The sequence below is a fragment of the Holdemanella porci genome, assembly GCF_009696075.1.
GTDB lineage: Bacteria > Bacillota_I > Bacilli_A > Erysipelotrichales > Erysipelotrichaceae > Holdemanella > Holdemanella porci.
The window spans coordinates 20,717-37,651 of the sequence record NZ_VUMR01000003.1; the positions used below are offsets into that span (position 1 = coordinate 20,717).

15 protein-coding genes are annotated in these 16,935 nt (G+C 31.8%); 5 read left to right on the forward strand and 10 right to left on the reverse strand.

Features of this window, described 5'->3' with window-relative positions:
• Nucleotides 1-7 precede the first annotated feature (7 nt).
• The gene (locus FYJ55_RS01080) at nucleotides 8-679 is read left to right on the forward strand and encodes an N-acetylmuramoyl-L-alanine amidase family protein (protein ID WP_195836629.1); all 672 of its coding nucleotides are present in this window, start codon (nucleotides 8-10) and stop codon (nucleotides 677-679) included.
• A gap of 24 nt (nucleotides 680-703) precedes the next feature.
• Here FYJ55_RS01080 and FYJ55_RS01085 read toward each other — a convergent pair whose 3' ends face one another.
• The 6 genes from FYJ55_RS01085 to mutS are packed head-to-tail and all read right to left on the reverse strand — an operon-like array spanning nucleotide 704 to nucleotide 8,908.
• Complete coding sequence (locus FYJ55_RS01085; protein ID WP_154555270.1) at nucleotides 704-1,975, reverse strand: HlyC/CorC family transporter; 1,272 nt, start codon at nucleotides 1,973-1,975, stop codon at nucleotides 704-706.
• Nucleotides 1,976-2,013: 38 nt separating this feature from the next.
• Nucleotides 2,014-2,913: a diacylglycerol/lipid kinase family protein gene (locus tag FYJ55_RS01090; protein ID WP_154555271.1), complete on the reverse strand. Its 900-nt coding sequence runs from the start codon at nucleotides 2,911-2,913 to the stop codon at nucleotides 2,014-2,016.
• Nucleotides 2,914-2,928: 15 nt separating this feature from the next.
• Entirely contained in the window at nucleotides 2,929-3,615 is a 687-nt protein-coding gene (locus FYJ55_RS01095) for a tRNA threonylcarbamoyladenosine dehydratase (protein ID WP_154555272.1), read from the reverse strand.
• Complete coding sequence (gene miaA, locus FYJ55_RS01100) at nucleotides 3,602-4,516, reverse strand: tRNA (adenosine(37)-N6)-dimethylallyltransferase MiaA (protein WP_270499427.1); 915 nt, start codon at nucleotides 4,514-4,516, stop codon at nucleotides 3,602-3,604. The genes FYJ55_RS01095 and miaA overlap by 14 nt, the downstream gene beginning before the upstream one ends.
• A complete protein-coding gene (gene mutL / locus FYJ55_RS01105; protein WP_154555274.1) occupies nucleotides 4,509-6,335 on the reverse strand; it encodes a DNA mismatch repair endonuclease MutL in 1,827 nt (608 codons plus the stop codon). Before mutL ends, miaA begins: the two co-directional genes overlap by 8 nt.
• 32 nt (nucleotides 6,336-6,367) lie before the next feature.
• Nucleotides 6,368-8,908 carry a DNA mismatch repair protein MutS gene (mutS, locus tag FYJ55_RS01110; RefSeq protein ID WP_154555275.1) on the reverse strand — a complete coding sequence of 847 codons (2,541 nt, stop codon included), beginning with the start codon at nucleotides 8,906-8,908 and terminating at the stop codon, nucleotides 6,368-6,370.
• Between the two features lie 86 nt (nucleotides 8,909-8,994).
• On the opposite strand from mutS, the gene FYJ55_RS01115 reads away from it, so the two are divergent.
• A complete protein-coding gene (locus FYJ55_RS01115) occupies nucleotides 8,995-10,233 on the forward strand; it encodes an FtsW/RodA/SpoVE family cell cycle protein (RefSeq protein WP_154555276.1) in 1,239 nt (412 codons plus the stop codon).
• On the opposite strand, the gene FYJ55_RS01120 is transcribed toward FYJ55_RS01115, so the two are convergent.
• Complete coding sequence (locus tag FYJ55_RS01120) at nucleotides 10,217-10,990, reverse strand: NAD kinase (protein WP_154555277.1); 774 nt, start codon at nucleotides 10,988-10,990, stop codon at nucleotides 10,217-10,219. The genes FYJ55_RS01115 and FYJ55_RS01120 overlap by 17 nt on opposite strands.
• Nucleotides 10,991-11,044: 54 nt before the next feature.
• Here FYJ55_RS01120 and FYJ55_RS01125 point away from each other — a divergent pair, with 54 nt between their 5' ends.
• Nucleotides 11,045-11,590: a CYTH domain-containing protein gene (locus FYJ55_RS01125; RefSeq protein ID WP_154555278.1), complete on the forward strand. Its 546-nt coding sequence runs from the start codon at nucleotides 11,045-11,047 to the stop codon at nucleotides 11,588-11,590.
• Here the strand turns inward: FYJ55_RS01125 and FYJ55_RS01130 are convergent.
• The 3 genes from FYJ55_RS01130 to dnaX all read right to left on the reverse strand — a co-directional run bounded on the left by FYJ55_RS01130 (nucleotide 11,587) and on the right by dnaX (nucleotide 15,175).
• Entirely contained in the window at nucleotides 11,587-12,135 is a 549-nt protein-coding gene (locus FYJ55_RS01130) for a hypothetical protein (RefSeq protein WP_117571061.1), read from the reverse strand. The two genes, FYJ55_RS01125 and FYJ55_RS01130, sit on opposite strands and share 4 nt — an antisense overlap.
• 678 nt (nucleotides 12,136-12,813) lie before the next feature.
• Entirely contained in the window at nucleotides 12,814-13,401 is a 588-nt protein-coding gene (gene recR / locus FYJ55_RS01135) for a recombination mediator RecR (protein WP_117925506.1), read from the reverse strand.
• A gap of 10 nt (nucleotides 13,402-13,411) precedes the next feature.
• Nucleotides 13,412-15,175, reverse strand: coding sequence for a DNA polymerase III subunit gamma/tau (dnaX, locus tag FYJ55_RS01140; protein ID WP_154555279.1), 1,764 nt, complete (start codon nucleotides 15,173-15,175; stop codon nucleotides 13,412-13,414).
• A 201-nt stretch (nucleotides 15,176-15,376) separates the two neighbouring features.
• Between dnaX and tnpA the strand changes: the two genes are divergently transcribed.
• Nucleotides 15,377-15,778 (forward strand): IS200/IS605 family transposase, encoded by a 402-nt coding sequence (gene tnpA, locus FYJ55_RS01145; RefSeq protein ID WP_326831829.1) that lies wholly within the window; start codon nucleotides 15,377-15,379, stop codon nucleotides 15,776-15,778.
• 23 nt (nucleotides 15,779-15,801) lie between these two features.
• The gene (gene tnpB, locus FYJ55_RS01150; RefSeq protein WP_154555280.1) at nucleotides 15,802-16,896 is read left to right on the forward strand and encodes an IS200/IS605 family element RNA-guided endonuclease TnpB; all 1,095 of its coding nucleotides are present in this window, start codon (nucleotides 15,802-15,804) and stop codon (nucleotides 16,894-16,896) included.
• Nucleotides 16,897-16,935: the final 39 nt, after the last annotated feature.

Sequence of the window (16,935 nt, forward strand, 5' to 3'; positions counted from 1 at the left end):
TATATGTTTGATTATAGGAATTTTCGTAATTTTATTATCCAATCACTCAACTTCTAATTCAGATTCAAAGGCAAAAACAGGCAATAAACATTACGAAACGATTGCGACTGTCATGATTGATGCTGGACATGGTGGTTATGATGGGGGAACCGTTGCAGAAGATGGTACTACCGAAAAAGATTTAACTTTGGCTTTAGCTTTAGAAACAGGTAAACAACTAAAAAAAATAAATCCAGAAATCAAAGTTGTCTATACTCGTACAAGCGATAAAGTAACGTGGCCAGAAGATGAATCAGAGGATTTAAAAGCGAGAGTTGAGATGGCAAAAAAAGAAAAAGCCGATTATTTCTTCTCATTCCATATCAATTCAAATGAAGATCCTACTTGTTCTGGATATGTTTCTTATATTCGTCAAGACGACAAAGCAAGTGAACAGATCACAGAATATATATGTAAAAACTTATCTGTTTTAGATTGGACACATGATCGTGGTACTCTTACAACTGAATTTTATCCTCTACATGTGGTTGATGAGCAAAAAATTCCAGCCATATTATTTGAAGCTGGTTTTAGTACGAATACCAAGGAAATACAAAAGCTTGAAAATTCAACAAATCAAAAGAAGGTTGCCCAGGCTATTGCGAAGGCTTTCAACAAATATATTACTGAAAATAAATAAAGGATGTTTACTACGTACATGTAGTTAAACATCCTTTTGTGTTAATGTATCTGGTAAAATCAATCGTACAGATTCTATACGATTTTTTTCTACTTTCAAGACTTTAATGCGAATTCCATTTGGTAAAGTCGTTTCATCATTTGTCTGTGGTAAACGACCAAGTACATCGATTACTAAACCTCCGACTGAATCAAAGTCTTCACTATCTAAATCTAAATCTAAATAATCGTTTAAATCATGTAAACTTAAATATCCTTTGACATCATATGTTTGATTATTTAATTTTACAATATTTTCTTCTTCGTGTGCATCGTATTCATCCTGAACATCGCCGACGATTTCTTCAATGATATCTTCTAGCGTAACGATGCCTGAAAATTCTCCATATTCATCCATGACTATCGCAAGATTAAATGTGGATTGTTTCATTTCAATCAATAATTCTGATACTTTTTTATTTTCATATGTGAACTTTGGTTTACGAAGAATCTTTTGCATATCAAAATGTGAAAAATCATCATACATCAACAAGTCTTTCATATTGACGATACCAATAATATTATCAATTTTATCTTGATAGATAGGAATACGCGTAAACTTTTCTTCTCTAAATATTTCCAATAAGTCTTTATATGTACTATCCACTTCTGCCATTACAACATGTACACGAGGTACCATAACATCTTTAGCTTTGGCATCCCCTAAATCAAACACTTTATTGATCATATCTTTTTCATCTTCTTCGATGACACCTTCTTCGTGAGAAACGTCTACAATTGTACGCAACTCACTTTCAGTCATAGATATATTTTGATTTGGATTTCGTATGCCCATTAATTTTAAAATACCTGAACTAAATAAATTCACAAACCAAATAATCGGTGTTAAAACTTTCATCAAAAGTGAAATAATCGGAGCATACGTAATTGCGAGTTGATCTGCATTCACTGTTGCCCATGTTTTAGGTGTAATTTCTCCAAAAACCAAAATTAAAAAAGTAATGATAAAAGTAGCAATACTAACGGCTGCTCCACCAAAGGAATAAGCAATCAATGAGGCAATACTTGCAGCTGAAGTATTCACTAAGTTATTACCAATCAATATAGCGCTTAGCATTTTTGATTGATTTTCTAATATTCTTAAAGCTAATGATGCTTTTTTATTTCCTTCATCTTCTAAAGTTCTCAAGCGAATCTTACTAACTGAAACCATTGCTGTTTCAGCTGAAGAAAAGAAGCCTGATAAAGCTAATAAAATAACTAATTCAAGGATTTGTATCCATAAATCCGAGTCCATTTTTCACACTCCCTATATTTTTGAATATTGTATCATACTCACGATATTCTAGGAAGAGCAAGTCGAATCGCTTTCTCTACAATTTCTATTGTTGGATTTTTAAATCCTTTTACTTCTCCATCCATATTCGCATAAATCATTTCATTTTCTGTATCTAAATGAACTGTTTTAGCTTGATACATCATAACTAAATCTTTATATTGAAGGTGATTTCCTTCTTGATATTTCTTTGCCAATCGAACTATTTGATGTCTCTTTACATCTGAAATCAAACAAACATCTATCCAGCCATCATCAATATTGGCTTCTGGACACGGTTTAAATCCTCCACCATAGTATTTTCCATTCGCAAACACAAGGAATCCATATTTCCCTTTTGGTAATTTTTTAGTATCAATCTGAATTTGATAGTCTTGACCTATTGGTTTTCTTAAACTTATCAATGTTGATAAAACATAGGGTATAATTCCTTCTGTCTTTATATTCTTTTTTAGTGCATTTACCTGACGTGCAACCTCCACGTCAAATCCAAAAGAAACTGTATTTATTGAATATTCTCCATTCACTTTAATCAAATCACAGTCCATATATTCTGGATCTGAATAATTTGCCAGATTTAAAAAGTCTTCACGTTTTAAACCTTCGAAATATTTCACAAAATCATTCCCCGTTCCAATTGGAATCACAGAAATAGTCACATTTTCTTTTTCGGCACATCCATTAATAACTTCATGCAAAGTACCATCTCCGCCACACACATACAAATGTACAGGTTCATTGGATAGAGCATACTTTTTTGCGATAAACGTCGCATGTTCAGGGCCTTTTGTTTTTTCAATGATAATACGTTTTCCTTGAAAATGCTCTTTGATTTCTTGTATTAATTCATATTGACTGTTTTTCCCTGATTTGGGATTTACAATAAATACATCCTTCATATAATTATTACCTCTTTATGACTCAATCAATCTTTGTACACATTCACTGGCAAGTACCAATCCGGCACTTGCTGGTACAAAAATAGCACTAGGCAATGGTTGTCCTGACTCTACTGGAATCGGTTGTTCTAAAGATGCTACCACCCAGATTTTATTGCGTATACGATTTTTTCTTTTCCACTGACGAATCTGTTTAGCCATTGGATCATAACTTGTTTTTTCTACCTCTGTAACTACTAATTTTGTAGGATCTTTACGTCTAGCCATTCCCATACTTGATAAAAACGGTATATTTCGCTCAATACATGCTTGCATCAAATCTTTTTTACTCTGAATGGAATCAATACAGTCTACGACAAAATCAATGGGTTGCGAAAAAATTTCATCATCTTTTGTTTGATCATAAAAATATGCATATGTATCTACAATACAATTAGGATTTAGTGTACTAATTCTTTCTTTCAATACATTGACCTTAATTTGATCTACTGTATCTAAAGTTGCTACTAATTGTCGATTGATGTTACTTGGTTCCACACAGTCTTTGTCTATAAGAATTAAATGACCTATTCCTGTTCTTACTAAGGCCTCTACGCAAAAAGAACCGACTCCTCCAACTCCAACAACAAGGACTGTCTTATCATTTAGCGTTTCTAATGCTTCTTTTCCCAGCAACAATTCACTTCTCTCATTTGTCTTCATCCATCAACCATTCCTTTACTGCACTATATATTTCATCTCTATTCTGTGCTTCAAACCAATGTACAGGCATCTGATTCTTAAACCATGTATATTGTCTTTTCGCATATTGTCTAGAATGTGTTTTTATAGCTGTCTTTACTTCATCGATACTCTTTTCTTTTAAGAAATAATCTTTAAACTCTTTATATCCAATACCTTGAAAACTTGTATATTTCCATGTTTTTGGATTTGAGAATAATTCTTCTACTTCTTTGACCAAACCATTCTCGAACATAATATCTACTCTTTTATTGATTCGATCATGTAAAATTTCTCGATTCACATCTAAACCTAAAAAATACACATCATATAATGGAATATGCTGTTGTTTGTCTTCTTGTTCTGATTTTGAAGTACCACTATGACAAATTTGTAGAGCACGAATCAATCGCTTGCGATTGTTTGGATGAATTTTTTCTAGAGCTTTTTCATCTTTTTCTTTTAACATTGCAACCAATTCTTCATTCGTTTTCGAATTCAAAAAAGTTGTATAGGCGATATCTTCATTTTCTTCTTGAAATTCATAGTCATATAATGCTGCTTTTAAATAAAGTCCTGTTCCTCCGCATAAAATAGGAAACTTTCCTCTTTTTACAACATCTTCGATAGCTGTACGACATTTTTCTTGAAAAACCTTTACATTGTAAGGTTCATTATAATTTTGAACATCAATCAATTCATGATGTATGCCTTGCATTTCTTCTTGTGTTACTTTGGCCGTGCCAATATCCATTTTTTTATATACTTGCATACTATCGCAGGAAATAATTTCTCCATCCAATTGTTTGGCTAACCATACAGAAAGGCTTGTTTTTCCAATTCCAGTTGGTCCTACGATTGCTAAAACTTTTTGTCTATCCACGTTCAAATTCCTTTCTCAACTCTCCATCGCTCATCATAATGACTGTAGGTCTTCCATGAGGACAGTGATATGGTTGTTTACACTTTTGTAAATCTAAAATAACTTGCTCCATTTCCTGCATAGATAATGGTCGATTAAAACGAATTGAACTATGGCATGCCATAGTCGCAATCATATGTTTTCTAAGTTTTGCCATATCTACGTCTTGATTTTCCACAAAATAATCTAATAAATCTTGTAAGAATTGTTTTTGGTCCACATCATGAAACCATAATGGAATTTCACGAAGAATCAATTGATCCGTTCCAAATGGTTCAAATTCAATTCCAAAGAATGCAGTTTTTTCATTAATGGTCATATATTGAGCCAATACATTACTTGAGACGTCCAATTGAATAGGAACCATAAGCGGTTGTTTGTTTGTACATTGAACCAATAATTTTTCGTTTAACTGCTCATAATGATATCTTTCCTGAGCAGCATGCTGATCCACGATAACCAAACCTTCTTCATTACTACATAAGATATAGGAATCATGCAATTGAGCTAATACTTGAAGGTGCAAAAAGAATTCTGGACCTTTATCATTCTTATCTTCTTTAGGAATTGGATATGAAATCGGTTCTTCCTGTATTTTTATTTCAGGAGCTGGTTTTTCTTCATATATCTGTATCTGCTCCTTTTTTTCTTTGATAACTACTGGATTATAATTTTTAAAACTTTGTTCAATCGATTTATTCTCTTTTGGCTGTTGCTTAACAGGATATGAATATTGTATTTCTGGCTGTTCAAATGCAACACTCTTCTTTTCAGTTTTACTAACAGCTACTGTTTTTAAAGAAGCATTTAAAGCATCTTGAATTGTTGTCTTGATTAAATCTAGCATTTCGCCTTGTTTTGACAAACGAACCTCCCATTTATTAGGGTGTACGTTTACGTCAACCAATTGTGTATCTGAATCCATTTGTAAAACAACGATTGGAAAACGATTCGGCGGCATATAATCACTATATGCATCTAGAATTGCTTTTTGGATTGCGACACTGCGAATCAACCTTGTATTTAAAGTTAAAAACATAAAATATTTTGTGGCCCGATTGATTTTGGGCTGGATTGCATATCCATGAATATGAAAATCTTCATTGTTTCCTTCAAATGGAATTGCATTCTGCGCTACTTCTTTACCATACATTTGGTATAGAATTTCTTGGATATTTCCATTGCCACTTGTTTGAAATACAACTCTTCCTTCATGAGAAAGTTGAAATCGAATCTGTGGATGGGATAATGCCATTTTATTCATTAAATCGGCAATTACAGAAAATTCATAAGAAATGCTCTTTAAATGTTTAAATCTTGCGGGTGTTTTAACAAATAATCCAGAAACATCTAATTTTGTTCCTCGTGGACAATTACAAGTTTCATCAACATCTAGACTTCCATAGTTATATCTTAATAAAGTTCCTTCTTCACCATTGCTTGTCTGCAATTCAACTTGGGCAACAGAAGCAATACTTGGTAAAGCTTCCCCTCTAAATCCCATAGTTTGAATATTGAATAATTCTTCTTCTGAATGCATTTTACTTGTAGCATGTCGCATAAAAGCTAAATGTGCATCTTCATGATCCATTCCACAGCCATCATCTGTGATCACAATTCGTTCAATACCACCTTGGTATACTTCAACTTCTATGACTGTAGCACCTGCATCAATACTGTTTTCAACGCATTCCTTTACAATTCCAGCCGGTCTTTCTACGACTTCACCAGCCGCAATCATATTTGTCAAATGTTCACTCAATACATGTATCTTAGCCATACTTCACACCTCTATTCATATGAATTTCATATTTATGATTCGATTTTTTCACTTAGTTTTTTTAACTCATAAAGACAATCCATAGCATCTCTAGGAGTCATTGAGTCGATATCTAATTCTTGTAGTTGTTGTAAAAGTTGTGACTTTTCTGGTTGAACTTGATCCATCACAAATAAACTTGGTTGATAATTTTGATTGTTATCTTGATTTTCAAAATTCAATAAAAGTTGTGAAGCTCTGTCTAAAACCACTTTTGGTAAATGTGCGAGTTTAGCAACATTGATACCATAAGATTTATCAGCCTTTCCTTCAATAACACGATATCTAAATTCAATCTCATTTTTTTCTTCACGAACATCAACATGTACATTGCGCATAGATTGATGTTCTTCCGCCAATTCCGTTAATTCATGATAGTGCGTCGAAAATAATGTTTTTGCTCCGATTGCTTCATCAATATATTCAAGCATTGCTTGAGCTAGAGCCATACCATCATAAGTTGCAGTTCCACGACCAATTTCATCAAATAAAATCAAGGAATGTTTTGTAGCATAACGTAAAGCTGTATTGGCTTCCATCATTTCCACCATAAATGTACTTTTTCCTGTCAATATATCATCCGATGCGCCGATTCTTGTAAAGATTCGATCAAAAATTGGAAGTTGTGCTGTTTTAGCTGGAATAAAACTTCCCATTTGTGCCATAACTACAAGTAAGGCATTTTGTCGCATATATGTAGATTTACCACCCATGTTTGGTCCAGTAATCAATTGTATATGTTCTTCTTCTGACATTTTCCAATCATTTGAAACATATCTCTTCTTTTTCATACGATCATCCAAAATTGGGTGCTTACCCTCTACCACATTAACATTGTAACCTGGATGGAAAACTGGACATACATATCCTTTTTCACTGGCAAGAATTGCCAAAGATACAAGGACATCAATTGTAGATAATGCTTGTGCACATGCATGCAAATCAAATAGATCTCTTTTGATTCGCATCAATAAATCATTAAACAAACTTTGTTCTAGTTTTACCTTTGTCTCTTGTGCATGTAGAATTTGTTCTTCTTTTTCTTTTAACTCTTGTGTAATGAATCGTGTCGCATTTGCAAGTGTTTGTTTCGGGTGATACCCAAATTCTTCTTTAATATTATCTAAATTTCCATTTCGAACTTCAATATAATATCCAAATACACGGTTATATCCTACTTTTAATGATTTAACCCCTGTTCTTTCACGTTCTTTCGCTTCTAATTCCAGAATAAAGTCTTTTCCTTGTTTTGCTATTTTTCGAACTTCATCCAATTCTTGATTGTATCCATCATTAAAGACTCCACCTTCTTTTAGTGTTAATGGTGGATTTTCTATAATCGCATTTTTTATTTCATTGTATAATTCTTGGCAGTCTGGCACATCATTAAATTCTGGATATGAATTCAACGAAGACGCTAAATCTAAAATAGGCTTTGCGTGTTCTAATGTTGCTACAAGTTGAAGTACATCTCTAGGACTTGCATTCCCATAAGCCATACGACTCGCAAGTCTTTCCATATCATATACATACACTAAATGTTCTTTTAGATTTTCTCTTAACATAAAGTTTTCTTTTAAATCTTTGACCGCCACTTGTCTTTTCGCAATCTTTTCTGCATCAATCAACGGATATTCAATCCATCGTTTTAACATTCTTGATCCCATTGCACTTTGACACTTATCCATAAAAGACCATAGACTTTCTGCCTTGGCATTCGAAGATTGACTTGAAACCAACTCCAAATGATTCTTTGTTTCATAATCCATAACAAGCACTTTATCTTTGTCCATAGATTCTATGGGTAAAAAATGATCGATCCGTTGTTTTTGTGTATCTTTTAAATAGGCCATTAAAAGTGCAAATGCTTCTTTCAAAGATTCGGATTCAATTCCATTTAATAAAGGTAGATCCTCAGGATCAATATTTGCCTTTTTATGCTTTGAAATGAGCATTGTATCCATCTCTTCTAGGGCAGCCATCCATTTTTTATCCATTGTCATCGGACAAACAAGCTCACTTACATTTTGTTCCAAAAGAGCCTTTTGTAGCGCCACCAAAGATCTTTGTAGCGTTTGATACTTTAATTCCCCTGTACTTAATTCACAATATATGACTGTAATTTCAAAACTTGAAACATCACAAGATGCCATATAATTTGTTGACTTAGCATCCATTGTTGCATCCATATAAGTTCCAGGTGTAATTATTTTAATAATTCCTCGGTCCACCAATCCTTTTGCGCTAGACGGATCTTCCAATTGTTCGCAAATAGCCACTTTATACCCTTTTTTGACTAATCTTTGAATATATGAATTTGCAGCATGAAAAGGGATACCACACATAGGTACCTTTTCTTCAACGCCAGCACTTCTTCCTGTTAATACTAAATCTAATTCTTGAGAAACCAATTTTGCATCTTCAAAAAACATTTCATAAAAATCTCCTAAGCGGTAAAACAAAATCGATTCTGGATTTTCTTCTTTCATTTTCAAGTAATGCTGCATCATTGGTGTATATTTTTTTTCTGCCATAAATCATCATCCTAACATGACTATTATACCAAAAATTCGAGATAATTATGTTATAATTAAAAATACTGAATAAGGAGGTTTTGTTAATGAAACAAACAATTCAATGGAAAAACAAATCCATCCAAATTGATATTGGTTTGATTCTAATTCTTATCCTTTTTGGTATGACAAGTTGTTTTGCACTATACAATTCTTTTAACCTGATAAAATTTGGAAGCGGAATTTCCTACTTATATCGTCAGTTATTTTGGTTTATTGTAGGATTTGTCGCAATGTTTTTCCTTTCAATTCTTCAAAACAAAAAAATATATTCATATATGGATATGGCTTATAAAATTTTAATGCTATGTCTTATTTATTTATTTTTCTCACGCTTATTATTTAATTTAGTGGGTATCACACTTCCTTTTGCCAGTGAAGTTAATGGTGCTATTTCATGGTTTCAACTGCCTTTAATTGGTAGTTTTCAGCCAAGTGAATTTATTAAAATTGTTTTAATTGTTTTAGTCTCACAAATTATTGTTGATCATCAAAATGCACATCCAAATCCAACACATAAAGATGACTTGATGTTGTTGTGGGAAATCGCAAAAATATTATTCCCCCCATTATTTTTGATTATGACGCAACCAGATACTGGTGTTTGTATTATAATCGTATTCAATATTTTCATTTTAGTCTGTTGTAGTGGTATACGCAAAGAGTATATTATTGGTATTTTCGCCTTTATAGTTATTGTCGTTGGAACCTTCTTATTCTTATATTTCGAATACCCTAATATTCTTGCTTCATTTATATCTTCATACAAACTACAGAGAATTGATGCTTGGTTAGAACCAGAAAGTAACATTCGAGGTAGTTCGAACCAGTTATATACTGCGTTATTGTCATTAGGTAGTGCCGGATTAACTGGATATGGTTTACAGGCAAATATCGTCTCTATTCCAGAAGCACATACCGATTTTATCTTTGCTGCTTTCGGACAATGCTTCGGCTTTATTGGAACAACATTTATCTTGTTATTATGTTTATTATTAGATATTTATTTATGTAAAATAGCTTACGCAACCAAAAATAAAAAAGATCGTTTTGTTGTAATCGGTATTATCGCAATGCTGCTATATCAACAACTACAAAATACAGGGATGATTGTTGGATTACTTCCAATCACTGGTATCACATTACCGTTGATTTCTTATGGAGGAAGTAGTATTCTTTCTTACTTCATTTCATTCGCAATTATTTTAAACATTTCACCGTCAACAAAAAGAACGATTCGTTTGAATCGTTCAATAAGACGTAAGTTAATTAATATAAATTCTTAAGTCGAGTCAAATATGAATAAGTACGGTATCTAGCGAATCGTACTTTTTTTGTGCTCGAATGAATAATTATTTCAGAAATTGAATCTAAATCTCTTTCTAAGTGATCATAACATACATGTGCATAGGCAAGCGTATCTCCTCTAACTCCTATTTTTCGCGTATCATTCATAATGTATGGATTTTTTAAAGAATGATGGTTCTTATGTGAGATAGGCATGATTTCACAAAGCTGTAAAACTTTTAAACCTGGATCCACAACCGCACCTTTAAGTGCTCTATTCACAGCAGTAGAACCAGATTGTGTACTCACACAAATACCTGAGCCTTGACTACTTTCAAAAAATTCATCATCTATCGAAATATCAAGAACCAATGTTTTAGCTAAACTCTCAATACGAACTTCATTTAATGCGTATAATGTTTCATTGACTTGAGGAAGGTCCATTTGAAGTAAATTAAACTCTTCAATTTTTGGCTGATTATGTTTTAAATCATAAACCAAATGATCCACTTCATCTTGTGTATAATCGGTAAAAAAGCCTAAATTACCTGTATGTATCGCAACGAATTGAATTTCATCCAATCTATCTATATAAGTGTGAATTGCTCTTAATAAAGTACCATCTCCTCCAACAGAAAAAATAACTTCAGATTTTTCATCATTATATTCCCATCCAATATCTATACATTTTTTCTTTAGAGTTTCTGCAACTCTTTTTGAGTTATCGTCTCCTCTGTCTACTATACTGAAACGCATCAAATCACTTCCTCTTTTGTTAAATCTATTGTAACATATTTATGGGTGATATGAATGTACGATAATATTGAAAGAGAATTGAAATTATTGATTAATGAAGGAGTTTATAATGAATTACTCCATTCATATGATTTTCATAATCCAATAACACAGACAAATACATACTTTGATACAGAGAATCAAGATGTAAAAAAACAACGTGGTGCAGTCCGGATTCGAACAATTCAAGATAAAAAAATATTCACTTTAAAAATCAGAAAAGATGAATACACACACTATGAATTCGAAAAAGAAATATCTGCAGAAAATATTAATGAGATTGAAGACCCAGAAATATTAAATTGGTTCAAACATTATCAAATTCCTAAAAATTTACATCCGACAGCTAGTTTTACTACATTAAGAAATGTATATGCATTTGAAAACGGAGAATTATGTTTAGATAAGACACATTATAAAAATCATACAGATTATGAAATTGAGTATGAATACACATCCGATCATGATGGAATCCATTTTTTTAATTCTATATTAGAAAAGTATGGCTTAAAATGGGTAAAAAATTGCCCTAGCAAAATTGCTAGAGCATTAAATGATTAAAATTTATGTGTTAAACGATAGAAGAAGGATTTAGAATTATATTCTTCTTCTTTTTTCTTATAATTTTCAATTTCTTCTTTATTTTTATTATAAAGTTCTTCTACTTCTTTTAATTTCTGATTTTCAGATTCTAATTCAGAAATTTTCTCATCTTTTGTTTGCGTTTCTAATAGGAAAGTTTGTTTACTTTTTTCGATTTCTAATTTAAGCTTTTCTTGATATAATTGTTCAATCTGGGCTTGTGCCTTCTCTTTTTCTTCTATAATGGCTTTAAGCTTTTCGTTTTCAAATCGAAGTTCCATTTCAACTGTAGATAATTCATGTTTTTCTTTTCTAAAATAAGTAGATAATCTTTCAACACCTTCAGCCTTAATTGTAATACGGCGAGTGGCCGGATTTTTGTATTTCCAATCTTTATCTGGATTATCTTTTACCAATTTTGCAATTGCTTTATCTACTGTATTTCTTGATTTATTGAAATGTTGGCATATCTGCGCAATATCCATATCATAATATACATCAATTGCTGATGCTTCTTCAGGCATATTCACGTCCCCTTCCTATGAAATTCATAATAATAACCTAACGAGTCACGATAAGTCTATCATAGTTTTGTCAAGAATGCCATACCTATATATGAATTTCCTATATTATTTATTACTTTTTAAAATACTATTTAATTTTTCATATATTTCTCACATGAACCTTCATATATACTTATTTATAAAAATCACATACGATTTCATATTTTATATTTTCATATCTATATCACATGAATTTAATTATTCCATTCATATGAAAAATTTTAGTTCATATAATTTAAAATATTCAATGAATTATTTCATATGATTAATGTACACATCATTTTACATTCATATGAACATCTTCATACATATTTTTAATTCATATTTAAATTCATATTTTACATTTTTTGTTTTTCTTATTTTCACATGAAAGTGATATTATAATAATTTGATATGAAAAATCATAATCATTTCATATGAACGCTCAGAAGTATGTTTGTCCAGTTTCTTTCTCTCCATGTAATAATTATGTGAATGATCTTTATTTAAAGTACTATTATGTTGCGTTATAAAATTTACTATATAAAATACTATTCTGTTCATATGAATAATGCATTCGATATGAATTTTGCACTTCTTTTCCTATAAACATAAAAAATCGTATGAAAAATCATACATACTTCATACGATTAAGCATATTTAAGAACTTTTACGTCCTTCAAACGCTTTTAACAACGTCATGGCGTCTGTATAGTCTAAATGACTACCTACAGGAATACCATGGGCAAGTCTGCTTACCCTACACTTCCCTTCTAATAATTTAGATATATATAAAGCAGTTGTTTCTCCTTCTACTGTAGGATCTAGAGCCAATATAACTTCTTCTGTTCTTTCATTCACTCTATTTAAAAGAGTCATTATATTCAATTGATCAGGTAATACTCCTTTTTGAGTGTTGATCAATCCATCTAGCACATGATATACACCATTATATTGCTGCATAGACTCTATTACTGATATATCTTTCGGATTTTGTACCACGCATATGATATTCTGATTCCTATTAGAATTCTTACAAAACTCACAAAGCTCATCTTCTGTTAAATTACCACATCGCGTACACTTCTTTACTTTCTTTTTTAAATTTACTAGCGTTTCTGCTAATTCAGATATTTCTTCATCGGACCAACCTAAAACAGTAAATGCATATCTCTCTGCCGTTTTAGCACCTACTCCTGGTAATTTCTGAAATTCATATATTAAATCATCAAATGTTTTTGGATACATGCTTCACCTTCTAATCTTCTTTTATTTCTATATTAGGAAACAAACTTTTCATATGATCTTCAATGCTCATATTATTTTCAGATTCTTTGTCTTTTCTTTTTAAACGAACTTGATATGGTTCTGGAAGATTACCACTAATCATTCTTTCTTTAAACTCATCCTTTACACGAGATTGTTGTGTCTTATCTAATGCGAATACTTTCTTTGCTTTTCCTAATAACACTTCCATAAAATCTTCATATCCATAATTCAGTTCAAATTCATTTATTTGTTTCGCAAAGATTTCATTAGATACACATACGACAATATAATTAGATCCACTAGCCATAATACTACTGTTTCTCAATGTAGCCGCATATTTTCCAAATTCTAAACTTGATATGAATTGTCCTATATTATTGAACTTATTCGTATCAATACTTCTTTCCATCTTTGTAGCTCCAACTAACAATTGAATGACAAATTCATCGTTTAATATGATTTTATTATTTGTGTTTTCTGACTGTTTTAATGTTTCACGTGAAACATCAGAAATTTCAAATTTTTCTAAAACCCCATTATTATCATCTTTTTGAATGTTTTTCTCAATTATATCTGAGTTATCAGAAGTATCGTCATATGATGTTTCATAGTTTTCTTCTTCCTCTATCTCTTTAAAATCATTATAATCTGAATCAATAATATGTGTTTTCGATTCATATGAATAACTTGAAATCTTTAATAAAGAGGCTTCTAAGTAATCTAGTGCGTTAGATGCATATGTATATTTATTATATGTATCCATTAATTCTTCCATACACTTAATTCTGAAATTAATAGGTGCTAATTTGAAATATTTCCGAATCATATCTTTGTTCATATCCGAAACTAGAGTTGAATTTTCCGAATAATCTAAAATCAGACTGTCCTTCAACATATGAATAAAGTCTGCTGTCAATCGCTTAATATCCATTCCCATATCTGAATATTTCTGAATATCTTTCACAAAACTATCTACATCTTTTTTATATACTGAATAAAATAATTTTCCAATATCTTCAGATGTTACGACACCATAAATTTTACGAATATCATTCGCATCAATATGAGATGAACAGTATGCAACACATTGATCCAATATGGATAAAGCGTCTCGCATTCCTCCATCAGCTAATTGAGCAATTAACGTTAATCCATTCTCATCAATTTCAATTCCTTCGTTTTTACAAACAACAGATAATCTATATTTAATGTCATGCATACTTACTTTATTAAAGTCAAATCTTTGACAGCGAGAAATAATAGTTGGCAAAACTTTATTCGGTTCTGTAGTTGCAAAAATAAAAATTACATGAGCAGGCGGTTCCTCGATTGTTTTTAACAATGCATTGAATGCTCCAGATGTCATCATATGAACTTCATCAATAATATAAATTTTATATTTTCCCTGCATTGGAGCATACTTCACTTTATCAATCAAATTTCTTACTTCATCTACACCATTGTTGCTGGCGGCATCAATTTCAATGATATCTGGATGACTTCCATTCGCAGCCATTTTACAGTTCTCACAAACTCCACAAGGAGCATCTTGACTATTTGTACAATTTAATGTCTTCGCAAATATTTTTGCGATTGAAGTTTTTCCTGTTCCTCTAGGACCACAAAATAAATAAGCATGAGCAATACGATTTTGAACAATCGCATTTTTTAATGTCTGAATTATATGTGTTTGTCCAACAACTTCATCAAAATTCGTTGGTCTATATTTTCTATATAACGCTTGATATGCCATTCGTAAAATCCTTTCTATATGTTTATCTGTATCTTATTTTATCATAGTTTTACCTATTTTATAGTGCAATCTAAGAACACTCGTGACTTTAGTCATGAGATGCATTAGATGTGCAGATGTTAGATAAATAAATTAAAAATAAATGATAAATATATTATTTTAAGTATATACATATGTTATAATATTGATGAGGAAAAACATATAGAAGTTATTAAGGGTAGAGGATATGTCTATTCTATACAGTATCATATCGTATGGTGTGTAAAGTATCGTCGTGATGTCTTGAACGGAAAGGTTTCAACAAAATTAAAAGAGCTGCTGACTCAGATTTCAAAGGATAATGGTTTTCAAATTCTGGAAATGAATATAGAGGAAGATCATATCCGTATGCTGATCAATTGTACGCCGCAGCATTACATTCCAAATATTATAAAAGCTATGAAGGGTGTATCGGCCAGACTCTTGATGAAAGAGTTTGGGGATGATCTAAGATCCAAGTTATGGGGTGGACATCTATGGAATCCTTCTTATTTTGTAGCTACAGTTTCTGAAAATACAGAAGAACAGATTATAGAGTATATAAGAAGTCAAAAAAGAAAATAGCGAATCAATAAGGAGAAATCATCATGGAAAAGGCATTCAAGTATCGTATGTATCCAAACAGAGAACAAAGAATATTGCTGGCCAAGACTTTTGGCTGTACTCGTTTTGTATATAATCATTACCTGGCAAAACGTAGGAATGCCTATGAAAAAGATGGAATCACGTTAAGTTATTCGGCATGTGCTAAGGATCTAGTTTCTTTAAAGAAAGAATATGAATGGCTTAAGGAAGTGGATTCTGTGGCTCTACAGTCCAGTGTAAAGAATCTGGATACGGCTTATATCAATTTCTTTAAGAAAAAAGCTGAATATCCTAGATTCAAATCGAAGAAGACACATCGTTATTCGTATACAACAAAATATACGAATGGAAATATTGAACTGTATGAAAATAAGGTCAAGCTTCCTAAGATTGGTCTTGTAAAGATAAAGAAAACACGAACGCCAAAGGGAAGACTATTGAGTGCAACGGTATCACAAGTACCGAGTGGAAAGTATTATGTTTCACTATGTTATACGGATGTAGAAGAAGTCTTATTTCCACTGACATATAATGAAACAGGTATAGATCTAGGTATCAAGGATTTTATCATATTGAGTAATGGAGACAAGGTAGAAAATCCAAAATATCTGAAGAAGTCGATTGAGAAACTGAAAAAGCTACAGAAGCAGCAGTCACGAAAAACAAAGGGCGGCCGCAACTGGATCAAAAACAGGATCAAGATCGCAAGACTTCATGAAAAGATAGCGAATCAAAGGATGGATTTTGTGAACAAATTATCTACTAGAATCATTAGAGAATATGACATTATCTGCATTGAAGACTTAAAAGTCGACAACATGCTTAAAAACCACAATCTAGCCCAGTCTATATCGGATGTATCCTGGTCAAAGTTTACAACACAGCTAGAATATAAAGCAAAGTGGTATGGAAAGGTAATCAAGAAAGTGGATACGTTCTATGCGAGCAGTCAAACCTGTCATTGTTGCGGATATAAGAATGAAGAAACAAAAGATTTAAATGTAAGAGAATGGATATGCCCAAAATGCCATGCAGAACATGACAGAGATGTAAATGCATCCATCAATATATTGATGCAAGGCATATTAGCAAATTAACTAAAAACAAAAACAACCGCAGGAACTGTGGGGATAGCT

Coding starts and splice junctions, on each gene's coding strand:
- FYJ55_RS01085 (WP_154555270.1), bottom strand. CDS start 1,975: ATGGACTCGGATTTATGGATACAAATCCTTGAATTAGTTATTTTATTA.
- FYJ55_RS01090 (WP_154555271.1), bottom strand. CDS start 2,913: ATGAAGGATGTATTTATTGTAAATCCCAAATCAGGGAAAAACAGTCAA.
- FYJ55_RS01095 (WP_154555272.1), bottom strand. CDS start 3,615: ATGAAGACAAATGAGAGAAGTGAATTGTTGCTGGGAAAAGAAGCATTA.
- mutL (WP_154555274.1), bottom strand. CDS start 6,335: ATGGCTAAGATACATGTATTGAGTGAACATTTGACAAATATGATTGCG.
- mutS (WP_154555275.1), bottom strand. CDS start 8,908: ATGGCAGAAAAAAAATATACACCAATGATGCAGCATTACTTGAAAATG.
- FYJ55_RS01115 (WP_154555276.1), top strand. CDS start 8,995: ATGAAACAAACAATTCAATGGAAAAACAAATCCATCCAAATTGATATT.
- FYJ55_RS01120 (WP_154555277.1), bottom strand. CDS start 10,990: ATGCGTTTCAGTATAGTAGACAGAGGAGACGATAACTCAAAAAGAGTT.
- FYJ55_RS01125 (WP_154555278.1), top strand. CDS start 11,045: ATGTACGATAATATTGAAAGAGAATTGAAATTATTGATTAATGAAGGA.
- FYJ55_RS01130 (WP_117571061.1), bottom strand. CDS start 12,135: ATGCCTGAAGAAGCATCAGCAATTGATGTATATTATGATATGGATATT.
- recR (WP_117925506.1), bottom strand. CDS start 13,401: ATGTATCCAAAAACATTTGATGATTTAATATATGAATTTCAGAAATTA.
- dnaX (WP_154555279.1), bottom strand. CDS start 15,175: ATGGCATATCAAGCGTTATATAGAAAATATAGACCAACGAATTTTGAT.
- tnpB (WP_154555280.1), top strand. CDS start 15,802: ATGGAAAAGGCATTCAAGTATCGTATGTATCCAAACAGAGAACAAAGA.